Origin of the sequence: Marinobacter mangrovi (genome assembly GCF_016798325.1) — a bacterium.
GTDB classification, from domain to species: Bacteria; Pseudomonadota; Gammaproteobacteria; order Pseudomonadales; family Oleiphilaceae; genus Marinobacter_A; species Marinobacter_A mangrovi.
Genome location: NZ_JAERVO010000009.1, coordinates 129,689 through 149,719, shown reverse-complemented (window position 1 = coordinate 149,719; position 20,031 = coordinate 129,689). Strand labels below are relative to the sequence as shown.

The 20,031-nt window shown below is 62.2% G+C and carries 21 protein-coding genes; 6 read left to right on the top strand and 15 right to left on the bottom strand.

Features of this window, described 5'->3' with window-relative positions; all coding sequences use genetic code 11:
* Positions 1–76 precede the first annotated feature (76 nt).
* The 4 genes from proB to rplU all read right to left on the bottom strand — a co-directional run bounded on the left by proB (position 77) and on the right by rplU (position 3,214).
* Positions 77–1,201, bottom strand: coding sequence for a glutamate 5-kinase (gene proB, locus JL474_RS21105; protein WP_203143947.1), 1,125 nt, complete (start codon positions 1,199–1,201; stop codon positions 77–79).
* 80 nt (positions 1,202–1,281) lie between these two features.
* A complete protein-coding gene (cgtA, locus tag JL474_RS21100; protein WP_203143944.1) occupies positions 1,282–2,472 on the bottom strand; it encodes an Obg family GTPase CgtA in 1,191 nt (396 codons plus the stop codon).
* A gap of 138 nt (positions 2,473–2,610) precedes the next feature.
* Positions 2,611–2,871 (bottom strand): 50S ribosomal protein L27, encoded by a 261-nt coding sequence (gene rpmA / locus JL474_RS21095; RefSeq protein WP_123634201.1) that lies wholly within the window; start codon positions 2,869–2,871, stop codon positions 2,611–2,613.
* 31 nt (positions 2,872–2,902) lie between these two features.
* The gene (gene rplU / locus JL474_RS21090) at positions 2,903–3,214 is read right to left on the bottom strand and encodes a 50S ribosomal protein L21 (RefSeq protein ID WP_123634200.1); all 312 of its coding nucleotides are present in this window, start codon (positions 3,212–3,214) and stop codon (positions 2,903–2,905) included.
* Between the two features lie 319 nt (positions 3,215–3,533).
* Between rplU and ispB the strand changes: the two genes are divergently transcribed.
* Positions 3,534–4,502 carry an octaprenyl diphosphate synthase gene (gene ispB / locus JL474_RS21085; RefSeq protein ID WP_203143942.1) on the top strand — a complete coding sequence of 323 codons (969 nt, stop codon included), beginning with the start codon at positions 3,534–3,536 and terminating at the stop codon, positions 4,500–4,502.
* Here the strand turns inward: ispB and JL474_RS21080 are convergent, their stop codons facing one another.
* Positions 4,503–5,504, bottom strand: coding sequence for a glutathione S-transferase family protein (locus tag JL474_RS21080; RefSeq protein ID WP_203143940.1), 1,002 nt, complete (start codon positions 5,502–5,504; stop codon positions 4,503–4,505).
* Positions 5,505–5,640: 136 nt separating this feature from the next.
* Between JL474_RS21080 and JL474_RS21075 the strand changes: the two genes are divergently transcribed.
* Both JL474_RS21075 and JL474_RS21070 read left to right on the top strand, forming a co-directional pair.
* Positions 5,641–6,582 carry a LysR family transcriptional regulator gene (locus tag JL474_RS21075; RefSeq protein WP_203143938.1) on the top strand — a complete coding sequence of 314 codons (942 nt, stop codon included), beginning with the start codon at positions 5,641–5,643 and terminating at the stop codon, positions 6,580–6,582.
* A 127-nt stretch (positions 6,583–6,709) separates the two neighbouring features.
* Positions 6,710–8,248, top strand: coding sequence for a WS/DGAT/MGAT family O-acyltransferase (locus JL474_RS21070; RefSeq protein WP_203143937.1), 1,539 nt, complete (start codon positions 6,710–6,712; stop codon positions 8,246–8,248).
* A gap of 85 nt (positions 8,249–8,333) precedes the next feature.
* On the opposite strand, the gene JL474_RS21065 is transcribed toward JL474_RS21070, so the two are convergent.
* Positions 8,334–9,014 (bottom strand): DUF2057 family protein, encoded by a 681-nt coding sequence (locus JL474_RS21065; RefSeq protein WP_203143935.1) that lies wholly within the window; start codon positions 9,012–9,014, stop codon positions 8,334–8,336.
* A 290-nt stretch (positions 9,015–9,304) separates the two neighbouring features.
* On the opposite strand from JL474_RS21065, the gene JL474_RS21060 reads away from it, so the two are divergent.
* Positions 9,305–9,502 (top strand): DUF6316 family protein, encoded by a 198-nt coding sequence (locus JL474_RS21060; RefSeq protein ID WP_123634194.1) that lies wholly within the window; start codon positions 9,305–9,307, stop codon positions 9,500–9,502.
* A 15-nt stretch (positions 9,503–9,517) separates the two neighbouring features.
* On the opposite strand, the gene JL474_RS21055 is transcribed toward JL474_RS21060, so the two are convergent.
* From JL474_RS21055 to glyA, 8 genes are all read right to left on the bottom strand, one after another.
* Positions 9,518–10,045 carry a phosphatidylglycerophosphatase A family protein gene (locus JL474_RS21055; protein WP_123634193.1) on the bottom strand — a complete coding sequence of 176 codons (528 nt, stop codon included), beginning with the start codon at positions 10,043–10,045 and terminating at the stop codon, positions 9,518–9,520.
* On the bottom strand, positions 10,038–10,997 hold the full coding sequence (thiL, locus tag JL474_RS21050) for a thiamine-phosphate kinase (RefSeq protein ID WP_203143933.1): 960 nt from the start codon (positions 10,995–10,997) through the stop codon (positions 10,038–10,040). Before thiL ends, JL474_RS21055 begins: the two co-directional genes overlap by 8 nt.
* Before the next feature lie 25 nt (positions 10,998–11,022).
* Positions 11,023–11,499 carry a transcription antitermination factor NusB gene (gene nusB, locus JL474_RS21045; protein ID WP_203143931.1) on the bottom strand — a complete coding sequence of 159 codons (477 nt, stop codon included), beginning with the start codon at positions 11,497–11,499 and terminating at the stop codon, positions 11,023–11,025.
* Positions 11,499–11,975 (bottom strand): 6,7-dimethyl-8-ribityllumazine synthase, encoded by a 477-nt coding sequence (gene ribH, locus JL474_RS21040; protein ID WP_123634191.1) that lies wholly within the window; start codon positions 11,973–11,975, stop codon positions 11,499–11,501. The genes nusB and ribH overlap by 1 nt, the downstream gene beginning before the upstream one ends.
* A gap of 45 nt (positions 11,976–12,020) precedes the next feature.
* A complete protein-coding gene (gene ribBA, locus JL474_RS21035; protein WP_123634190.1) occupies positions 12,021–13,133 on the bottom strand; it encodes a bifunctional 3,4-dihydroxy-2-butanone-4-phosphate synthase/GTP cyclohydrolase II in 1,113 nt (370 codons plus the stop codon).
* 64 nt (positions 13,134–13,197) lie between these two features.
* The gene (ribD, locus tag JL474_RS21030) at positions 13,198–14,301 is read right to left on the bottom strand and encodes a bifunctional diaminohydroxyphosphoribosylaminopyrimidine deaminase/5-amino-6-(5-phosphoribosylamino)uracil reductase RibD (protein ID WP_203143994.1); all 1,104 of its coding nucleotides are present in this window, start codon (positions 14,299–14,301) and stop codon (positions 13,198–13,200) included.
* Positions 14,302–14,352: 51 nt separating this feature from the next.
* The gene (gene nrdR / locus JL474_RS21025) at positions 14,353–14,871 is read right to left on the bottom strand and encodes a transcriptional regulator NrdR (protein ID WP_123634189.1); all 519 of its coding nucleotides are present in this window, start codon (positions 14,869–14,871) and stop codon (positions 14,353–14,355) included.
* 57 nt (positions 14,872–14,928) lie between these two features.
* Positions 14,929–16,185, bottom strand: a complete 1,257-nt coding sequence (gene glyA, locus JL474_RS21020; RefSeq protein WP_203143929.1) for a serine hydroxymethyltransferase — start codon at positions 16,183–16,185, stop codon at positions 14,929–14,931.
* A gap of 253 nt (positions 16,186–16,438) precedes the next feature.
* Between glyA and ettA the strand changes: the two genes are divergently transcribed.
* Entirely contained in the window at positions 16,439–18,100 is a 1,662-nt protein-coding gene (gene ettA / locus JL474_RS21015; RefSeq protein ID WP_123634187.1) for an energy-dependent translational throttle protein EttA, read from the top strand.
* Between the two features lie 64 nt (positions 18,101–18,164).
* On the top strand, positions 18,165–19,550 hold the full coding sequence (gene radA, locus JL474_RS21010; protein WP_203143927.1) for a DNA repair protein RadA: 1,386 nt from the start codon (positions 18,165–18,167) through the stop codon (positions 19,548–19,550).
* 13 nt (positions 19,551–19,563) lie between these two features.
* Here radA and JL474_RS21005 read toward each other — a convergent pair whose 3' ends face one another.
* Complete coding sequence (locus tag JL474_RS21005; protein WP_203143925.1) at positions 19,564–19,935, bottom strand: PilZ domain-containing protein; 372 nt, start codon at positions 19,933–19,935, stop codon at positions 19,564–19,566.
* Positions 19,936–20,031 lie beyond the last annotated feature (96 nt).

The following is a 20,031-nucleotide window of genomic DNA, read 5'->3' as shown; positions in this document are numbered from 1 at the left end:
TTGGTAGACCGATCATAAAAAAACCGGCCTGATGGCCGGTTTTTTTTATGCCTGGATATAATCCCAACACAAAAGGTCACACGATGACGAGATTGTCCCGGTGCACCATCTCCTCATCGGAGACGTATCCCAGCACCTCGGTAATCCGGTCACTGGAACGCCCGGCAATGGCCCGCGCCTCGTCCGCATCGTAGTTGACCAGCCCACGCGCCACCTCGCGCCCGTACTCATCGACACAGGACACCATCTCTCCCCGACGGAATTGCCCGGACACCGAGCGCACTCCAACCGGCAACAGACTGCGACCACCCTGGCACAACACCTTCACCGCACCTGCGTCCAGAACCAGTTGCCCGCGGGTTTTCAGATGACTCGCCAGCCACTGCTTGCGCGCCGCGATTCGCCCCTGCTCAGGCAATAACAGCGTACCCAACACGTCGCCATTCCGAACACGGGACACCACCTGCGGCAGGCGCCCACCAACGATTACCGTAAAAGCACCGGAACGCGCCGCCAGACGCGCCGCCCGCACCTTGGTCTGCATACCGCCCCGACCAAGCATACCGGCACCGCCAGCCGCCATGACATCCAACTCCGGATCACTGGCAAGGCGCTCGTCGACCAGGCGGGCGTCGGCGTGCTTGCGGGGATCGCTATCGAACAGACCATCCTGATCGGTGAGAATGATCAGACCATCCGCTTCCACCAGGTTCGCCACCAGAGCGCCGAGGGTATCGTTATCGCCGAAGCGGATTTCGTCGGTGACCACCGTGTCGTTCTCGTTGACGATCGGCACCACACCCAGATCCAGCAGGGTCCGCAGCGTGCTGCGGGCGTTCAGGTAGCGCTTGCGGTCGGACAGGTCATCGTGGGTCAACAGCACCTGCGCGGAATGCAGGCCGTGACGCTTGAACTGCGCCTCCCAGGTCTGCACCAACCCCATCTGCCCCACGGCAGCCGCCGCCTGGAGCTCATGCAGATGCTGCGGACGCTCTGACCAGCCCAAACGACTCATGCCCTCGGCCACGGAGCCGGAAGACACCAGAACCACTTCAACACCGGAATCGATCAAAGCCGCCAACTGGTCCACCCAATCGGCCAGCACCGGCACATCCAGACCCTTGCCATCGTTCGTCAGCAGGGCACTCCCGATTTTCACGACCAGGCGCCGGGCCCGCTCCATCCGTCGACGTTCTGACATGCTCTTCCGCTTACTCCCTATCCCCGACTGAACGCCCCACTCACCCTTGACCGTGGCGACGAAACGCAATAAAGCCCCGGTTATTCAGGCGCGTAGACGACTTCGACGCCGTCATCATCATCGTCGTCATCAAAATCATCGTTGTCACGCTCGGCACGACGCGCGGCCTTGATCGCATCGATCTGCTGCCGCGCCTCCTCATCCATTTGCCGGCGAATGGCGGATTCCCGCTCCGCCAGATCCGGATTCTCCGCCTCCTCTTCGGCGCGGGTCTCGATCCAGCGCATCACCGCCTGACACAGCGGTTTGGTGCCCTCACCACTGAGTGCAGAGATACGGAAAACCGGGCCATCCCAGCCCAGCTCGTCGACGATCGCTTGACAGACCGACTCGCGCTCGTGTTCCGGCAACATGTCGACCTTGTTGAACACCAGCCAGCGCTCGCGACCGGCCAGCGTTTCACTGAACTTGCGCAGCTCGCCGACGATCGCTCGCACACTGTCCACCGGCGAAGAACCGTCGTAAGGCGCCACATCCACCAGATGCAGCAGCAGGCGAGTGCGCACCAGGTGCTTGAGGAAGCGAATCCCCAGACCGGCGCCTTCCGCGGCCCCTTCAATCAGCCCGGGAATATCCGCCACAACAAAGCTTTGGTGCGCCTGCACACTGACCACGCCCAGATTCGGCACCAGCGTGGTAAACGGATAATTGGCCACTTTCGGTCGCGCCGCGGACACCGAACGGATAAACGTGGACTTGCCGGCATTGGGCAGCCCCAGCAACCCCACATCGGCCAGCACCTTGAGCTCCAGGCGCAGGTTACGCACTTCACCCGGCGTCCCGTTCGTGGTCTGACGGGGCGCCCGGTTTATCGACGACTTGAAGCGGGTGTTGCCCAGGCCGTGAAATCCGCCCTGAGCCACTTTCAGCCGCTCACCGGGCCGAGTCAGGTCACCCAATACTTCATTGGTGTCCATATCGACAACGGTGGTTCCCACCGGCACCTGGAGCACCAGATCTTCACCCTTGCTGCCGGAGCAGTTACGCCCCGAGCCGCCCTCACCGGTCTGCGCCTTGTAGGAACGCTGAAAACGGTAATCCACCAGCGTGTTCAGCGCCGCGTCCGCTTCCAGGTAGACCGAACCGCCATCACCGCCATCGCCGCCGTCCGGACCGCCTTTGGGCACATATTTTTCGCGACGAAAACTCAGGCAGCCGTGCCCGCCATTACCCGCCTGAACCCGAATTGTCGCTTCATCTACGAATTTCATGCTCTTTGCCTGTCCGGATGACTTTGTATGGCCATTTTAATGCACCGTTATCGGCAGGCCATACGAAAAAGCCCCGCACGCTTCGTTCAAAGCTGCGGGGCTTTTTGTGAACAGCAATGGCTGTATACGTTCGGCCCCTTACTGGGCTGGAACGATACTCACAACCTTGCGGCTCTCGGGGCCTTTGACCTCGAATTTTACAACACCGTCCGACTTGGCGAACAGCGTGTGATCACGACCCAGACCAACGTTGGTGCCGGCGTGGAAACGGGTGCCGCGCTGACGAACGATGATGCTGCCGGCGCTAACGACCTGACCACCGAAGCGCTTCACACCAAGTCGTTTCGACTCGGAATCGCGACCGTTACGGGTACTACCTGCTGCCTTTTTATGAGCCATGACTAGCCTCCTCTAATGGGGTTTCAGAGCCTCAGCCCTTGATACCCGTGATCTTGACTTCAGTGAACCACTGGCGGTGGCCCTGACGCTTCATGCTGTGCTTACGACGACGGAACTTGATGATCTGAACCTTGTCACCGCGACCGTGACGAACCACTTCCGCAGTCACGGAAGCACCGTCGACAACCGGCGCGCCGACTTTCACGTCGTCGCCATTGGCAACCAGCAGGACTTTGTCGAACTCGACGGTGCCACCGGTTTCAACTTCAATCTTTTCCAGCTTCAGGACTTCGCCTTCCGCTACGCGGTGCTGCTTACCACCGCTGACAATCACTGCGTACATGACCTTCTCCGCTGTAAAACGGGCCTGCGTCCAACCGTCTGCAGACCGGCAATTGACCCATCCCTGCTCTTTAATCCACCTGGTTCTAAGGGAAGCGCTCTGGCAACCCTATAGCAGGGAGCGCAGGTTGGGATGAGTTAGGGCGCGCAATTGTACGAAAAGCGGGCGTCCTTTACAAGCGTCGACTGACGCCATTTCCAGCCTCTGACAATACTGCCATAGTGGATCCGGCGGCGACGGACCCGACGCCCAAGTTGACAGTCCCGGGAGCAATACCTAGCATTGCCGCGTCCTACCCGTTAATGACCGGATCATCCGCATGACAGCGCAGCGTATCTATGAAACCGTCGCGGACGATTTTGCCCGCGTCAACGACCTGATCACACACCGGCTCTCCTCCGATGTCCCCCTGGTCGAGAAGATCGCGCAGTATATTGTCGAAAGTGGCGGCAAGCGCCTGCGGCCCCTGCTGGTGCTGCTGACGGCCCGCGCCCTGGGCTACGAGCGGGACGACCACCTCAAGCTGGCCGCGGTGATCGAGTTCCTGCATACCGCCACACTGCTGCACGACGATGTGGTAGACACGTCCGACCTGCGTCGCGGCAAGGCGACGGCCAATGCCCGCTGGGGCAACGCACCGAGCGTTCTGGTCGGGGACTTCCTCTACTCCCGCGCGTTCCAGATGATGGTTGAGCTGGGCAGCATGCCGATCATGGACGTTCTGTCCAACGCCACGGCCGTGATCGCCGAAGGCGAAGTCCTGCAATTGATGAACACGCGAAACCCGGATATCTCGGAAAGTCAGTACATGACGGTCATCCACAACAAGACCGCCATGCTGTTCGAGGCCGCCTCCCACAGCGGCGCCCTTCTGGCTGGCGCGGACGCCGAAGACGAGAATCGCCTGAAAGCCTACGGCAAGCACCTGGGCATGGCCTTCCAGCTGGTTGACGACGTGCTGGACTACCGCGGCAAGGCCGATGAAATGGGCAAGAACGTGGGTGACGATCTCGCCGAGGGCAAACCCACGCTACCGCTGATCCACGCCATGGCTCATGCCAACGATGTGGACAGCCAACTGATCCGCTCGGCGATCCGCAAGGGCGGCCTGGACGAACTGTCCCGCATCCTGGAAATCGTCGAGACCTCCGGAGCGCTGGACTACACCGTCAGCCGCGCACAGGAAGAAGCGGACCTGGCTCGCGCCTGCGTGGCTGATCTGCCCGCCTCCCCCCAAAAAGACGCCCTGGTGCTGCTGACCGAAGTTGCGGTTGCCCGCACGGCCTGATCAGCCCGGGAAACCGGGCCCCAGCGTCTCCCGACCATGCGGCGCATCCAACGTGACCGCTGGACCGACCGGCACGATCTGGGTCGGGTTCACGGTCCGCTGACTCACGTAGTAGTGCTGCTTGATCTGCTCCAGATCCACCGTCTCCGCGACGCCTGGCACCTGATACAGGTCTCGCAGATAGCCGGCAAGATTCGGGAAGCTGGCAAGCAGTTGGCGATTGCACTTGAAGTGCGAGTAATAGACCGCGTCGAAACGTACCAGCGTCGTGAACAGGCGCCAGTCCGCTTCCGTTGGCACATTCCCCACCAGGTACCGCTGGGTCGCCAGCCGGTCATCCAGCCAGTCCAGGCTGTCAAACAATGCGGTGTAGGCTTTTTCATAGGCCTCTTGCGCCGTTGCAAAACCCGCCTTGTAGACGCCATTGTTGACCGTGTCGTAAACCCGCTCGTTGACGGCGTCGATATCGGGGCGCAGTGCTTCCGGATACAGATCCAGATCAGACCGCACGCCGTCGATGCCATCAAAGGCCTGGTTGAACATACGGATGATCTCAGCGGACTCGTTGCTGACCATTTTCCCTTGCGTCTTGTCCCAGAGTACCGGCACCGTGACGCGACCGGTGTAATCCGGCGCGACCGACGTGTAGACCTCGTGCAGAAAGCGCTTGCCGTTCACGTCATCGCGGTGGGCAGGGTCGTCCGGCCGGAACTCCCAGCCGTTCTCCAGCATATGCGGGTGGACCACCGACACCGTGATGTGCGGCGCCAACCCCTTCAGTTCCCGGAACACCAGGGTCCGGTGCGCCCACGGGCAGGCCATGGACACGTACAGGTGATAGCGTCCAGACTCGGCCGCAAAGCCGCCCTCACCGGTCGGCCCCGGCGAACCGTCTGCCGTGACCCAATTCCGGAAGCGGGCGCTTTCACGCTCAAACTTGCCTCCGGACTTTTTGGTGTCGTACCACTGATCCTGCCATTGACCGTTTACCAGCAGTCCCATATGACCTCCCATCAAACGTGCTGTCGATTCGTTGTCGGCTCGCAAGCCTTAACGCTGGCTCTACCCCAAAGACTACGGCTACACTAACCGCCACTCAAACGATGATTTCTGGCCAACTCCATCAGAATGACTGAACATGCATAACGCCATTACGATCGACGCTCTCAAGGTCCTCGACGCCATCGACCGCCGGGGCAGTTTTGCCGGCGCGGCGACGGAGCTGTTCCGGGTGCCCTCGGCCATCAGCTACACCGTTCAGAAGCTGGAAGACGACCTGGACATCGAGATTTTCGACCGCTCCGGACACCGGGCCAAACTGACGCCGGCCGGGCACTACCTGCTCGAGGAAGGCCGGGCCCTGCTGGACGCCGCCGATACGCTGGCGCACGCGACCAAGCAGATCGCCCAGGGCTGGGAAACCCGGATCAAGATTGCGGTGAACTCGCTACTGCCTGTCGAGGCCCTGTTCCCGGTCGTCCAGGATTTTCAGGCGCTGGGCGTGCCGGTGGAGATCCAGTTGGTGGAAGAGGTGTTTGCCGGCGCCTGGGACGCATTGCAATGCCGGCGCGTCGACCTGGTCTTTGGCGCCGACTCGGTCAGTCGTCCGGCCGGCCCCTTCACCACGCGCATTCTGGGCCAGGTGCCGTTTACCTATGCCGTGTCTCCGGATCACCCGCTGACCCGCGAGTCCGGGCCCATCGGCGAGGACACCATCGCCCGCTTCCCCGCCATAGTGGCCGCCGACACCGCGCGTCACATGCAACCGGCCACCGCCGGCATTTTCTCCCGCCAGCGTACGATCACCGTCAGCAACATCGAGCAGAAAATACAGGCCCAGGCTGCCGGGCTGGGCGTCGGCTGGCTCCCCGAACCCAGGGTGCGTGACCTGCTGGCCAGCGGCGAACTGGTCGCCATTGACGTGGAAGCCGTAAGACAACCCGTCGTCCTCCACCTGGTCCGACATCAGGAAAGCCAGACCGGAGAACGGGTCTGCCAGGGCAACGCGCTCAAGTGGTTCTGGGACCGGCTGTCCCAACCCAACCAGTTCAGCCGATGGATCGACCCCCACACCCAGTAGAATGAGCGGAAAGGCCTCACAGGCCCATAAAAAAGCCCGCAATGACACTCGACGCCATCAGGCGGGCAGCGCAAAATGGCCTCGCGTCGATTTTTTCTTGTCAGGCCGTTAACGCAGGGAGTTTTTCATGCGGCAGTTGTCCGAACTGGATGCCTCTTTCCTTTACCTGGAGTCCGACACCGCACCGATGCACATCGGCGGCATTTACATCTTCGATGGCCAGGATTGCCAGAAACCTCTCTCGTTCAGCACTTTCGTGTCCTATCTGCGCAGCCGGCTCCATGTGGTGCCCTTTTTCCGGGAAAAGCTGCAGCCCATTCCGTTTCGCCTGGGCCACCCCTACTGGGTCGACGATGCCAATTTCTCGATCGAACGCCACCTGGCGTACGTGAAGATGGGGGCCCGCAACGACCAGGACAGCCTGATGGCCCTCGCTTCGCGCATTCTGCAGGAGCCCCTGAAACGGGATCGCCCACTCTGGCACATCACGTTCGTGGATGGCCTGCGCACACCCGGCGCGCCGGAAGAAGGCGCGGAGGCCCGCGGCTTCGCCCTGATCGTCCGGCTGCACCATGCGGCCATCGACGCCTTCAGCGGTGAGGAAATCATGGGCAAACTGCTGGAATACAGCCCCACGCCCGACCCGATTCGCCCGCCACAACCCTGGCACCCGCGCCCCGCACCCAGTGAGCAGCGCGCACTGTTCCAGGTCGGTACCAATCTCCTGCGCAAGCCGTTCCGCATCGCGTCGCTGGCGGCCAACGCCGTCGAGGCAACCACCCGCGGCATGATCCAGAAACAGCTGCGCAAGTTGCCCTTGCCACTGCCGCTATTCTCGGCGCCCCACAGTCCGTTCAACCGGCAGATCACGGGTAACCGGCAGATCCTCGGCAAAAGCCTGCCCCTGTCGCGCCTGAAGAGCATCAAGGCGTCCATCGGGGACGTGACCCTCAACGATGTCGTCCTGGGCTTGTGCGCCGAAGTGCTGCGTCGCTACATGGAAGAACATGGCGCCGACCTGACCCGCTCGCTGGTGGCCATGACGCCGGTGTCGGTGCGCTCCAAAAGCCTGCGCCGCCCAACGGGGAACCAGATGTCGGCCATGCTGCTCGACCTGGCCACTGACCAGCCCTGCCCGGCCTCTCGAATCCGGCGCATCCACTGGAATGCCGTTGCCTCCGAACCTTACCAGGAAGCCATCGCCGCGGACCGCCTGACCGAACTGGTGCCGTCAACCATGCTTGCGCTTTCCGCGCGGCTCTACAGCGAATTGCAACTGGCCCAGCGTTATCAGCCGGTATTTAACGTCCCCATCACCAACGTGCCGGGGCCGCAGGTGCCGCTGTACCTGCAGGGCGCCCGACTCAGCCACCAATACAACTCCGCGCCGCTGTTCGACAGCATGGGCCTGGTCATCGTGGCCGTCAGCTATGAAGGTCAACTGACTCTCAACTTCACGCTGTGCCCGGATGTGGTGCCGGACGGTCATCGTTTGGTGGACCTGGTGGAGGACAGCCTGCAGGCGATCGAAACGGCGGCGGAGACTCTGCCGTCCGAAATGCCGCCTGAGCTGGAACGTTCGGGTCACGGCTCGACCCTGCTGGACGACACCCTGCACCTGATTGAAGGGGCCATCCAGAAATCCATTCGCAAGCTCCGCGATTGACTCCCCCGCAATCAGCGGGGCCCGATCCAGGCTCACCGGCATAAAAAAACCGGGCCAAGGCCCGGTTTTTCGCTTCCTGAAACCCTTACTGGAACGCCCAGCGCAGGAAGTCTTTCTTTTCGTCAGTGGAGGCACGCTCCCAGAGAACCTTGAGACCCTCGAGTGTCGGCAGGTTATTCGCCGCCGATGGCACCGCCGGCGTCGCCGAAGGTGATGCCGTTGCGGCACCGGCAGCCGCTCCAGCGGTTGCAGAAGCCGCTGTCTGCGGAGCACCCGGCAACGTCGGCAATTGCGGTGTTTGCTTCACCACCTCAGAGGACACCGCCACCTGACGATCCTGCTCATTCACCACCTTGGCCTGGAAGTTCTGGCGGATACGCTCCGCTTCGCTGCGGGTTTCAGCCTTGGGCAGAACAAAATGGTAGGACTCACCAGCGCGGGCATTGATCACGACCTGCTGCGGATCCGTCTCAACCACGTGCACCTTGGACTCGCCATTATCCACGACACCCTGCTTGGCCCAGATCGTCTTGTAGGTGAACACCACCGTGTTCTGGCCCGGCAGCAGCTGGTAGGTCAGTTCCAGGTCATCCGTCAGGTAGTTGGCCATATCCTGGCCATTTACGGACACGATCTGCACAGAACCGGGCTTGTGCAACAAGGCAACCTGACCCGGCTGCGCTTCAGGACCTTCCCAGGTTTGCACCTGCTTGAAAGAGCTCGTACTGCAGCCCGCCATGGCGACAACGGCGAACAGTGCGGCCATTAGCTTCAAACACGTGAAAAATCCCTGTCCGTTCTGACCAGATGCCATGAAAACCTCGCGATAGTAATTCAGTGAAGGAAGGCCGGGGCCCGCCAGAGGCGCGGCGGCCGAAGGGGCATTTTGACGATTGCCTCTGCCGAGCGCAAGACGACAACCTGTCCCCGGCAACCCCCTGTCGTCCCGGGCGCAAACTTTTGATTGAAATCGGACCCATTTGCATTAAATTGAATGAATCGGCATCCATTACACAATAACGAGAAGACGCAACCGGAGGGTTAGGGAGACGCCAGATGGACACCAACAATCGCACGGGTGAAGCCGGCCCGGTGCCCTTTCGCAGCAGTCGCTTCTTCTGCGTCGGCGGCCAATGGTACTTCACCACCAGGGAAGGTTTTGACAGCGGTCCTTTCGCCTCCCGCGACCGGGCGGAAACCGGTTTGCGGCGCTTCCTGCATGTGGTCAGCCTGCTGCCCGAAGACATGCACTGACCCGTCAACACCGCTTTAAAGGGCAAACGGTATCAGCGTCTGATCGACCACATAGACCAGCGCCATCGCCATAAATCCGGCGATCACGTCGTCGATCATGATGCCAAGCCCGCCGGGCGTATGCCGGTCGATCCAACTGATCGGCCAGGGCTTGAGCACGTCGAAGAAACGGAACGCGACGAAAGCGATCAGGACTCCTTCCAGTGTCTGTGGATGCAGCCCGAGAACGATCCACATGCCCACAAATTCATCCCAGACGATCCCACCGTGGTCATGGACCTTGAGATCCTCGGCCGTTTTGCCGCAAAGCCAGATGCCGAGCAGGAAAAACCCGGCAACAGCAACCCAGTACATCGGGCCCGGCAGCCAGAACAGCAGCCAGTAGAGCGGAATGGCGGCCAGACTGCCCCAGGTTCCCGGCGCCCGGTTGATGGCGCCACTCCCAAAACCAAACGCGAGCAGATGCACCGGATCTCGCAGGAAATGCGGTGGCAGTAAGGGCTCGATCTGTTCTGGCTCCTCGGGCAACGAGGGATCAGTCATTGGCGACTCCGAAATGCTCATAACCGGACCGCAGCGGAGACGCGTCCTGGTCGGCGTTCGTCAGTGTCAGGCCCGGCTCGGCAACGATTTCCCCGATCACCTGAACGGGAACGGGACTTTTCTGTTTCACTGCATCCCAGTGTCGGGCAGGCAGCGTAAAGCATAGTTCATAGTCGTCACCGCCCCGCAACGCATGGCTGATCGCCCGCTCGCCGGCTAATGCGTTCAAGGCGGGAGACAACGGAATTCGGGCGGCATCGATGACGGCGCCACAACCGGAGGCCTGCAGAATGTGCCCCAAATCGGCCATCAGGCCGTCGGAGATATCGATCGCCGCACTGGCACGACCACGCAGGGCCCACCCCAAATCCAGGCGGGGCTCTGGCTGATGATATTTTTGCAGAAGTGCTTGCTGCTGTTCGCCGGGAGCGGACTCATTCAAATAGCCGAGGGCTGCGGCGGCATCCCCCAGGGTGCCGGAGACCGCCACCAGGTCGCCAGGCCGGGCGCCGCTGCGCAACAACGCCTGGCCATCCGGCACGGAGCCATGCACCTGGAGTGTCAAGGTCAGGGGTCCGCGGGTAGTATCGCCGCCGGCCAGCGACAGACCGAAATCCTCAGCGGCTTGCGCCAGCGCTGCGGCAAACGGATCCAGCCAGTCGGGATTCGCCTCTGGCAACGTGAGTCCCAGTGTGAAGCACACCGGCTCAGCACCCATCGCGGCAAGATCACTGGCCGCCACGGCCAGGGCGCGCCGGGCAAGCCGGTCCGGGGCATACCCACTGGGAAAGTGGATGCCGTCCACCAGCGTGTCCATCGAAAACACCAGAACCTGACCCGGCTCGATGCGCTGAATCGCGCAGTCATCGCCGATTCCAAGCTCCACATCCGGATGCAATGTGCGCTGGGCTACCGGCTGGAAATACTGCCGGATCAGCTCGAACTCGCCCATCATCAACTCCAGTGACCCGGCCGGATCAGCGTGGCCGGGTCTCTGCCAGTCGCAGGCGCCGACTCAGCTTGTCGAGCACGCTGTTGACGAACTTGTGGCCTTCGGTGCCGCCAAAGCGCTTGGCCAGCTCGATGCCTTCGTTGATCACCACTCGGTAGGGAACGTCGATGCGATGCTTGAGCTCGTAGGTACCCAGGCGCAGGATCGCCAGCTCGATCGGATCCACCTCACCCAGCGGCCGGTCGAGGAACGGTTCGAAGGTGCGGTCCAGATCGCCCTGTTCGCGGTGGATGCCGCGCAGCAGATCCCGGAAATAGGCGGAGTCCACCTTGGACATGTCGTTGTCCACCATGAATTCCGCCTCGATGTCACTGATCGAGCTCTTCGAATAATGGCGATGGTAGAGCGCCTGCATCACGAGGGCACGGGCACGGCGGCGCTCACCGGCTTTCGGGGCGCTGCTGCCGGGGCTTTCCGGCGCGGTTGGTTCCTGGTCGCTCATCACTCACCTATCTTCTTGAACAGGCTGACCATTTCCAGCGCGGTCACGGCGGCTTCAGCGCCCTTGTTACCGGCCTTGGTGCCGGAACGCTCAATCGCCTGTTCGATGGAATCGACGGTTAATACGCCAAAGGCCACCGGCACGTTGGTGTCCAGACTGACCGCACCCAGACCGCTGGAGGCCTCACCGGCCACATAATCGAAATGCGGCGTACCGCCACGAATCACGGCACCCAGGGCGATGATCGCATCGTACTCGCCGGTTTCAGCCACCCGCTTGACCGCCAGCGGCATTTCATAGGCGCCGGGCACCCGGACGACCGTGATATCGCTCTCCGCGATGCCATAGCGGCGCAGCGTGTCGATCGCGCCGTCGACCAGACTTTCTACGACGAACGCATTGAAGCGGCCAACGACGAGCGCATAACGCCCGCTGCACTGGGTGAAATCACCTTCCAGCGTCTTGATTCCAGACATGTCTAACTCCTGTTTCCCGGACCCGTCACCACGGACGCCGGCGGTTTATGGGTTGAAGGGCAGGTATTCCACTACTTCCAGGTCGAAGCCGGAAATCGCGGAGAACTTGATCGGCGCACTCAGCAGGCGCATTTTACCAACGCCCAGATCACGCAGGATCTGGGAGCCTGTGCCGACGGTAAAGTAGACACCGGAACTGCCCTTGGCGGCCGATCGGGGCCCTTCGTCAAAAAATTCGTGAATGCGGTCGTCCAGATTGTAGCTGTCTTCGCCGCTGTTCAGGATGACCACGACACCGCGGCCTTCCGCGCCCACTTTCTCAAGCGCCCGGTGCAGGGGCCAGCTGTGGGAACCGGTGCGCCGTGCGCCCAGCAGATCGCGCAGGGTGTCGGTGATATGGACTCGCACCAGGACCGGCTCACCTTCCTGCACGTTACCCATGGTCAGCGCCAGGTGGGTGCCGCCCTGAATGGTGTCACGATAGGTGTGCAGCTGGAATACGCCGTACTCCGTATCCAGCTCGTGCTCCTCGATGCACTCGATGGTGCGCTCGTGCAGGGTACGGTAGTGGATCAGGTCGGCGATGGTGCCGATTTTCAGGCCATGCTCCTGGGCAAAGGTTTCCAGATCCTCGCGGCGGGCCATGGAACCGTCGTCGTTCATGATTTCACAGATCACGCCAGTCGGTTCAGCACCCGCCAGGGCCGCCAGATCACAGGACGCCTCGGTATGCCCGGCCCGGCTCAGTACGCCGCCGGGATCGCTCATCAGCGGAAAGATATGGCCCGGCTGCACGATGTCAGAGGGCTTTGCATCTTTCGCCGCAGCCGCGAGCACGGTGCGCGCACGATCGGCCGCAGAAATACCGGTACTGACGCCTTCCGCCGCCTCGATCGACAGCGTGAATTTCGTGCCGAAGCCGGACGCGTTCTTCTGCACCATCAGCGGCAGGTCCAGCTGTTCGCAACGCTGGCGCGTCATGGGCATGCAGATCAGGCCGCGACCGTGGCGGGCCATGAAGTTGATGGCCTCCGGCGTGCAGAATTCCGCCGCCATCACCAGATCGCCTTCGTTTTCCCGGTCCTCGTCGTCCATCAGGATGACCATCTTGCCCTGACGAATGTCCTCAATAATCTCTTCGATCGTGTTCAGTGCCATAACAGATTGCACCCTTTGCTCAGAAAACAGGTCACGGTCACCCGACGCCGGCCACTGCGCGGCCTCAGGCAACCACAGTGGCCGGCGTCAGGATCAAGCGTAGATCATCACCGATCTGGCGACGGTCACGGACCTTCCAGAATTTGCGGTCGGCCATCCGGGCCAGTGGCAAGTCCACGGTCGGTCGACCGTCACTGCCCAGGAACACCGGCGCCTGGTACAGCCAGAATTCATCCGCCAGTTGCGCCGCCACCACGGCGCCGGCCAGCGTCGGTCCGGCTTCCACCAGAACCTCATTGATGCCGGCCTCGGCAACAGCCCGGGCGACATCCAACAGATTCAGTCGACCAGAACCGTCCGGCAGCGGTTGTATACGCGCACCACGGGCGGTCAGTTCGCGAGCTGCCTCGCTATCGGCCACCGCCTCGCCGCAGAAAATCCAGACCGGACCGGTGGTCAGCACCCGTGCGGTCGGCGGCGTTCGCAGCTGGCTGTCGAGGATAATCCGCTGTGGCTGCGGCCCCGGAGGCACGGCGTCGTGCAGATCGCCCATTTCATCGGGACGCACCGTCAGCGATGGGTCATCGGCGAGGATCGTCCCCACGCCGGTCAGTATGGCATCGCTCATGGCACGCAGGCGCTGGACGTCACGGCGGGCAGCGGGCCCGGTGATCCATTGGCTTTCACCCGAAGCCATGGCGGTCCGCCCATCCAGACTGGCCGCCACTTTCACCCGGAAAAGCGGCCGGCCGCTGCGCATCCGGTACAGGTAGCCCGGGTTGAGCGATTCGGCTTCGGCAGACAGGACGCCTTCCACCACCTCGATACCGGCGTCGCGCAACCGCTTGAGGCCGCGCCCGGCCACCGCGGGATTGGGGTCCGTCATGGCCACCACGACCCGGCTCAAACCGGCTTTCACCAATGCATCGGCACAGGGCGGCGTGCGCCCGTAATGACTGCAGGGCTCAAGTGTGACATAGGCCGTGGCCCCGCGGGCCCGCTCGCCGGCAGCGCGCAGGGCATGTACTTCGGCGTGGGGTTCGCCGGCCCGCTCATGCCATCCCTCACCGACGACGTCGTCGCCTACGCAGATGACACAGCCCACACGAGGATTGGGATGGGTGGAGAAACGCCCACGCCAGGCCAGCTGAATGGCACGGGCCATCATGGCGGCGTCGGTCCGGGCCTGCTCATCATGGGAGTTCAATGCAGCGGCCCTTCAGTCTTTGGATTTGTCGGGCGCCGTCAGCGCTTTGGCGACATCGACCGCGTCCGCCTTGTCGCCCATGTGGACGGTCAGACGTTCAATCTCTTCCTTGAATTCGTTGATATCCTGGAAACTGCGATAGACGGAGGCAAAGCGGACGTAAGCGACCTGATCCAGTTGGCGCAGTTCGGTCATCACCTCCTCACCCAACTCCATGGATTTGATCTCTCGCTCGCCCCGGGCACGCAGCCGGAACTTGATGCGGTTCAGCGACGCTTCAATTTCCTCGATACTGACCGGCCGCTTCTCCAGCGCTTTCATGATGCCGGAGCGCAGCTTGTCCTCATCGAAAGGCTGGCGCGTGCCGTCCTGCTTGACCACGCGGGGCATGACCAGTTCCGCCGACTCGAACGTCGTGAACCGCTCCTTGCAGGACAGGCACTCACGGCGACGCCGCACCTGGTCGCCCTCGGCAACCAGTCGCGAATCGATAACCTTGGTGTCTGCTTCGCCGCAAAACGGACAATGCATGGTGGCTACTCCCAGCCCATCAGGGCGCCAACGGGCGCCCGCTCAGTGTGTCGACGCTCAGCCGGCGTACACCGGGAAACGCTTGCACAGATCTTCGACCTGTTCGCGTACGCGGTTGATGGTCGACTCGTTGTCCAGGTCGTCCAGAATGTCACAGATCCAGCCGGCCAGGTCACGGCACTCACCTTCACCGAAACCACGGGTAGTGACTGCCGGAGTCCCGATGCGCAGACCGGACGTGACAAACGGCGAACGCGGGTCGTTGGGCACCGCGTTCTTGTTGACGGTGATGTGCGCCTTGCCCAGCGCGGCATCCGCGTCCTTACCGGTGATATCCTGCTTGATCAGGCTCAGCAGGAACAGGTGGTTCTCGGTGCCGCCGGAGACCACATCGAAACCGCGCTCGACGAAGACGCTCGCCATCGCCTGGGCGTTCTTGATGACCTGCTTCTGGTAGTCCCGGAACTCATCGCCCATGGCTTCCTTGAAGCACACGGCCTTGGCGGCGATGACGTGCATCAGCGGACCACCCTGGCCACCCGGGAAGACGGCAGAGTTCAGCTTCTTCTGGATGTCTTCGTCGGCACAAGCCAGGATCAGACCACCACGAGGACCGCGCAGGGTTTTGTGGGTGGTGGTGGCGACCACGTGGGCGTGCGGCATCGGGTCCGGATAGACGCCGGCGGCGACCAGGCCGGCTACGTGGGCCATATCCACGAACAGGTAGGCGCCGACCTTGTCCGCAATCGCACGGAAGCGGGCAAAATCCAGGTGCTGCGAGTACGCGGAGAAGCCGGCCACGATCATCTTCGGTTTGTGCTCGTCAGCCAGACGCTCGACTTCGTCGTAGTCGATCAGACCGGTTTCCGGGTTCAGGCCATACTGGACAGCCTTGTAGATCTTGCCGGAGAAGTTGACGGAAGCCCCGTGGGTCAGGTGGCCGCCGTGGGCCAGGCTCATACCCAGCACGGTGTCGCCCGGCTTGACCAGCGCCATGTACACGGCGCTGTTCGCCTGGGAGCCAGAGTGCGGCTGGACGTTGGCGTACGCGGCGCCGAACAGCTTCTTGGCGCGTTCGATGGCCAGTTCCTCGACCACATCGACGTGCTCACAGCCGCCGTAGTAACGCTTGCCGGGATAGCCTTCAGCGTATTTGTTGGTCAGGACGCTGCCCTGCGCTTCCATGACTCGCGGGCTGGTGTAGTTCTCGGACGCAATCAGCTCGATGTGAGCTTCCTGCCGTTCGGTCTCCGCCTGGATGGCGTTCCAGACATCATCATCGAAGCCGGCGATTTTCATATCACGGTTAAACATGGATGCGCTGCCCCTGTATGGCTGATCAGAAATTTGGAGGGCCCGTATTCTAGCCCAAAAGCCCGCCTTAAATCATCTTTTAACCCGCATGATACGGGTTTTTCGCGGGCGACGTTACAGGCCTTGCCGAATTGCCAAAACCACCCCGTTTCGCTACCGTAGTACGCCTTCTAGAACTGATCTTTTCCGGGGTCCCGACGCGGTTATCCACACCCCGGCCGTCCCCAATTCAACCAGAGGACACTGCCTAAAAATGGCTCAATACGTCTACACCATGAATCGCGTGGGCAAAGTCGTCCCGCCCAAGCGCGAAATCCTCAAGGATATTTCCCTGAGCTTCTTCCCCGGCGCCAAGATCGGCGTGCTGGGTCTGAACGGCGCCGGTAAGTCGACGCTGCTGCGCATCATGGCTGGCATCGACCAGGACTACATCGGCGAAGCCCGTCCGCAGCCCGGCATCAACGTCGGTTACCTGCCGCAGGAGCCGGAACTGGACGACAGCAAGACCGTGAAGGAAATCGTCGACGAAGCGGTTTCCGGTGTTCACGACGCCCTGGCGGAACTGGACCAGGTCTATGCCGCCTATGCCGAGCCGGATGCGGACTTCGATGCCCTGGCCAAGAAGCAGGGTGAGCTGGAAAGCTTCATCCAGGCCGCCGACGGCCACGACATCGAACGCAAGCTGGAAGTCGCCGCCGATGCCCTGCGCCTGCCGGCCTGGGACGCCAAGGTCGCCAACCTGTCCGGTGGTGAGCGCCGCCGTGTCGCCCTGTGCCGCCTGCTGCTGTCCAGCCCGGACATGCTGCTGCTGGACGAGCCCACCAACCACCTGGATGCCGAATCCGTGGCGTGGCTGGAGCGCTTCCTGCACGACTTCAGCGGTACCGTAGTGGCAATCACTCACGATCGTTACTTCCTCGACAACGTCGCCGGCTGGATCCTGGAACTGGACCGCGGCCAGGGCATTCCCTTCGAAGGCAACTACAGCCAATGGCTGGAAGCCAAGGAGAAGCGGCTGGAAATCGAAGCCAAGCAGGAAGTGGCCCGCCAGAAGACCATCAAGCACGAGCTGGAGTGGGTGCGCAGCAACGCCAAGGGCCGCCAGTCCAAGAGCAAGGCCCGTCTGGCCCGCTTCGAGGAAATGAGCTCCCAGGATTTCCAGAAGCGCAACGAGACCAACGAACTGTACATTCCGCCCGGACCGCGCCTGGGCGACAAGGTGATCGAGGTCGACGGCGTGAGCAAGGCCTTTGAAGGTCGCCTGCTCTATGAAAACCTGGACTTCCGGGTACCGCCGGGCGCCATTGTCGGCATCATCGGGGGTAACGGTGCGGGTAAATCCACCCTGTTCCGCATGATCGCCGGCGTGGACCAGCCGGATGCCGGCACCATCACCGTTGGTGAAACCGTCAAGTTGGCCTACGTCGATCAGATGCGCGACCTGGACGGCGACAAGACCGTCTGGGAAGAGCTGAGCGACGGCCAGGACATCATCCAGGTGGGCAACTACCAGACGCCGTCCCGCGCCTACGTGGGCCGTTTCAACTTCAAGGGCAGCGACCAGCAGAAGCGGGTCGGCGACCTGTCCGGCGGCGAGCGGAACCGACTGCACCTGGCCAAGCTGCTGAAGGAAGGCGGCAACGTCCTCCTGCTGGACGAACCGACCAACGACCTGGACGTGGAAACCCTGCGGGCACTGGAAGAGGCGCTGCTCAATTTCCCAGGCGCCGCGCTGGTGATCTCGCACGACCGCTGGTTCCTGGACCGTGTGGCCACCCACATTCTCGCCTTTGAGGGCGACAGTGAAGCCGTATTCTTCGAAGGCAACTTCACCGAATACGACGAAGACCACAAGCAGCGCAAGGGCGACTCCGCGATGGTGCCCCAGCGCATGAAGTACAAGAAGCTGGCCTGATCCCAGCGCCGGCAGCCGGTCGCCCGACCGGCTGCCCTCCCCTTTCCCCGACGATCGAGCAACCATGGCCAAGACCAAGACCGCCTACGTGTGCACCGAATGCGGTGCGGATTACTCCAAGTGGCAGGGCCAGTGTTCCGCCTGCTCCGCCTGGAACACCATCAGCGAAGTCCGCGGCGTCAGCAGCTCGAGCGGCGGCGGCAATCGGGGATCACGCTTCGAGGGCTTTGCCGGCAGCCTGTCCGGCGTCCAGTCGCTGGATTCGGTCAGCCTGACCGAACAATCCCGCATCAGCTCCGGCATGAAAGAGCTGGACCGGGTGCTGGGCGGCGGTCTCGTGGAAGGCTCGGCGATTCTGATGGGCGGCCATCCCGGGGCAGGCAAAAGTACCCTGTTGCTGCAGACGGTGTGCAACCTGGCCGGCCAGTACCCGGCGCTCTACGTCACCGGTGAGGAATCCATGCAGCAGGTGGCCCTGCGGGCCAAGCGCCTGGGCGTCCCGACCAGTGACCTCAAGATGCTGTCCGAAACGAGTGTCGAGCGCATCATCCAGGTGGCCGAAACGGAAAAGCCCCGCATCCTGGTGGTGGACTCGATCCAGGTGATGCACGTCAGCGACGTTGAATCCGCGCCGGGCAGCGTGTCCCAGGTTCGGGAAAGCGCCGCCTACCTGACCCGCTTTGCCAAGCAGACCGGCACCATCCTGTTTTTGGTGGGCCACGTCACCAAGGACGGCAGCCTCGCCGGCCCGAAAGTGCTGGAACACATGATCGACTGTTCGATCCTGCTGGAAGGCTCCAGCGACAGCCGTTTCCGCACCCTGCGCGGCATCAAGAACCGCTTCGGGGCGGTCAACGAGCTGGGGGTATTCGCCATGCTGGAACAGGGCCTGAAAGAGGTGAAAAACCCCAGTGCCATTTTCCTTAATCGCGGGGAGGATGCCGCGCCCGGCAGCGTGGTCATGGTGGTCTGGGAAGGTACCCGCCCGATGCTGGTGGAGGTCCAGGCGCTGGTGGACTTGTCGCAAGGCAGCTACCCAAGACGGGTTGCCGTCGGCACCGACCAGAACCGACTGGCCATGTTGCTGGCCGTGCTGCATCGCCATGGCGGCATGCACGTGGCCGATCAGGACGTGTTCGTCAACGTGGTGGGCGGCGTCAAAGTCAGCGAAACCAGCGCCGACCTGGCCATCCTGGCGGCGATCGTGTCCTCATTCCGGGACAAGGCATTACCACAGGATCTGGTGATTTTCGGCGAGGTGGGTCTGTCCGGCGAAATCCGCCCGGTGCCCAGCGGCCAGGAACGCATCTACGAAGCCGCCAAGCACGGCTTCACTCGCGCCGTGGTGCCCAAGACGAACGTGCCGCGCAAGCCGATGGAAAACATGCGGGTCATCGCGGTGACCAAGCTGAGCGAAGCCCTGGACGCCCTGCTCGAGCTCGCCAACTGACTACAGCGAGTGCTCAGTCCCTCTCGATCAGGTGACGCAGTTCTCGATCCAGCAACGACGGGTCGCCCAGATTGAGCTCGACCAGACGCTTGAGATGAGAGGCACTGTCCAGGTCGATGTACTGGCATTGGAAGCCCAGATGGTCACCTTCCACATGGCGTAACGCCACGGCCATGACAATACCGCTGTCCAGATCGTTCAGATGGATGGTGATTTCGAACGGATGCTTCAGCTTGGCCGTCCAGTTTTCGGGACGGCGCACCAGCACGCCTTTCATGGAGATATCCAGCACTTCACTGTGCCAGACGTCCTCTCCGGCGTGGATATCGCAGGGTGCATCGAACAGGATGCGTTCAAAGCGGCGACGTTCAGTCGATTGGCTCACCGTGACAGTCTCTTGTTATTGCAAGCAATGGCATGGGCCGCTGAAGCACTTCAACGTTCGCTTCATCGACGCCCACCTATCACTATAGCCCCGCAT

Excerpts from the sequence above, each read along its gene's own strand:
- rpmA (WP_123634201.1), bottom strand. The coding sequence starts at position 2,871 with ATGGCTCATAAAAAGGCAGCAGGTAGTACCCGTAACGGTCGCGATTCC.
- thiL (WP_203143933.1), bottom strand. The coding sequence starts at position 10,997 with ATGGGCGAGTTCGAGCTGATCCGGCAGTATTTCCAGCCGGTAGCCCAG.
- ribD (WP_203143994.1), bottom strand. The coding sequence starts at position 14,301 with ATGATGGCCCGTGCCATTCAGCTGGCCTGGCGTGGGCGTTTCTCCACC.
- cgtA (WP_203143944.1), bottom strand. The coding sequence starts at position 2,472 with ATGAAATTCGTAGATGAAGCGACAATTCGGGTTCAGGCGGGTAATGGC.
- JL474_RS21070 (WP_203143937.1), top strand. The coding sequence starts at position 6,710 with ATGCGGCAGTTGTCCGAACTGGATGCCTCTTTCCTTTACCTGGAGTCC.
- JL474_RS21075 (WP_203143938.1), top strand. The coding sequence starts at position 5,641 with ATGCATAACGCCATTACGATCGACGCTCTCAAGGTCCTCGACGCCATC.
- JL474_RS21060 (WP_123634194.1), top strand. The coding sequence starts at position 9,305 with ATGGACACCAACAATCGCACGGGTGAAGCCGGCCCGGTGCCCTTTCGC.
- ettA (WP_123634187.1), top strand. The coding sequence starts at position 16,439 with ATGGCTCAATACGTCTACACCATGAATCGCGTGGGCAAAGTCGTCCCG.
- radA (WP_203143927.1), top strand. The coding sequence starts at position 18,165 with ATGGCCAAGACCAAGACCGCCTACGTGTGCACCGAATGCGGTGCGGAT.
- rplU (WP_123634200.1), bottom strand. The coding sequence starts at position 3,214 with ATGTACGCAGTGATTGTCAGCGGTGGTAAGCAGCACCGCGTAGCGGAA.
- nrdR (WP_123634189.1), bottom strand. The coding sequence starts at position 14,871 with ATGCATTGTCCGTTTTGCGGCGAAGCAGACACCAAGGTTATCGATTCG.
- proB (WP_203143947.1), bottom strand. The coding sequence starts at position 1,201 with ATGTCAGAACGTCGACGGATGGAGCGGGCCCGGCGCCTGGTCGTGAAA.
- ribH (WP_123634191.1), bottom strand. The coding sequence starts at position 11,975 with ATGTCTGGAATCAAGACGCTGGAAGGTGATTTCACCCAGTGCAGCGGG.
- JL474_RS21065 (WP_203143935.1), bottom strand. The coding sequence starts at position 9,014 with ATGGCCGCACTGTTCGCCGTTGTCGCCATGGCGGGCTGCAGTACGAGC.
- ispB (WP_203143942.1), top strand. The coding sequence starts at position 3,534 with ATGACAGCGCAGCGTATCTATGAAACCGTCGCGGACGATTTTGCCCGC.
- JL474_RS21055 (WP_123634193.1), bottom strand. The coding sequence starts at position 10,045 with ATGACTGATCCCTCGTTGCCCGAGGAGCCAGAACAGATCGAGCCCTTA.
- JL474_RS21080 (WP_203143940.1), bottom strand. The coding sequence starts at position 5,504 with ATGGGACTGCTGGTAAACGGTCAATGGCAGGATCAGTGGTACGACACC.
- nusB (WP_203143931.1), bottom strand. The coding sequence starts at position 11,499 with ATGAGCGACCAGGAACCAACCGCGCCGGAAAGCCCCGGCAGCAGCGCC.
- glyA (WP_203143929.1), bottom strand. The coding sequence starts at position 16,185 with ATGTTTAACCGTGATATGAAAATCGCCGGCTTCGATGATGATGTCTGG.
- ribBA (WP_123634190.1), bottom strand. The coding sequence starts at position 13,133 with ATGGCACTGAACACGATCGAAGAGATTATTGAGGACATTCGTCAGGGC.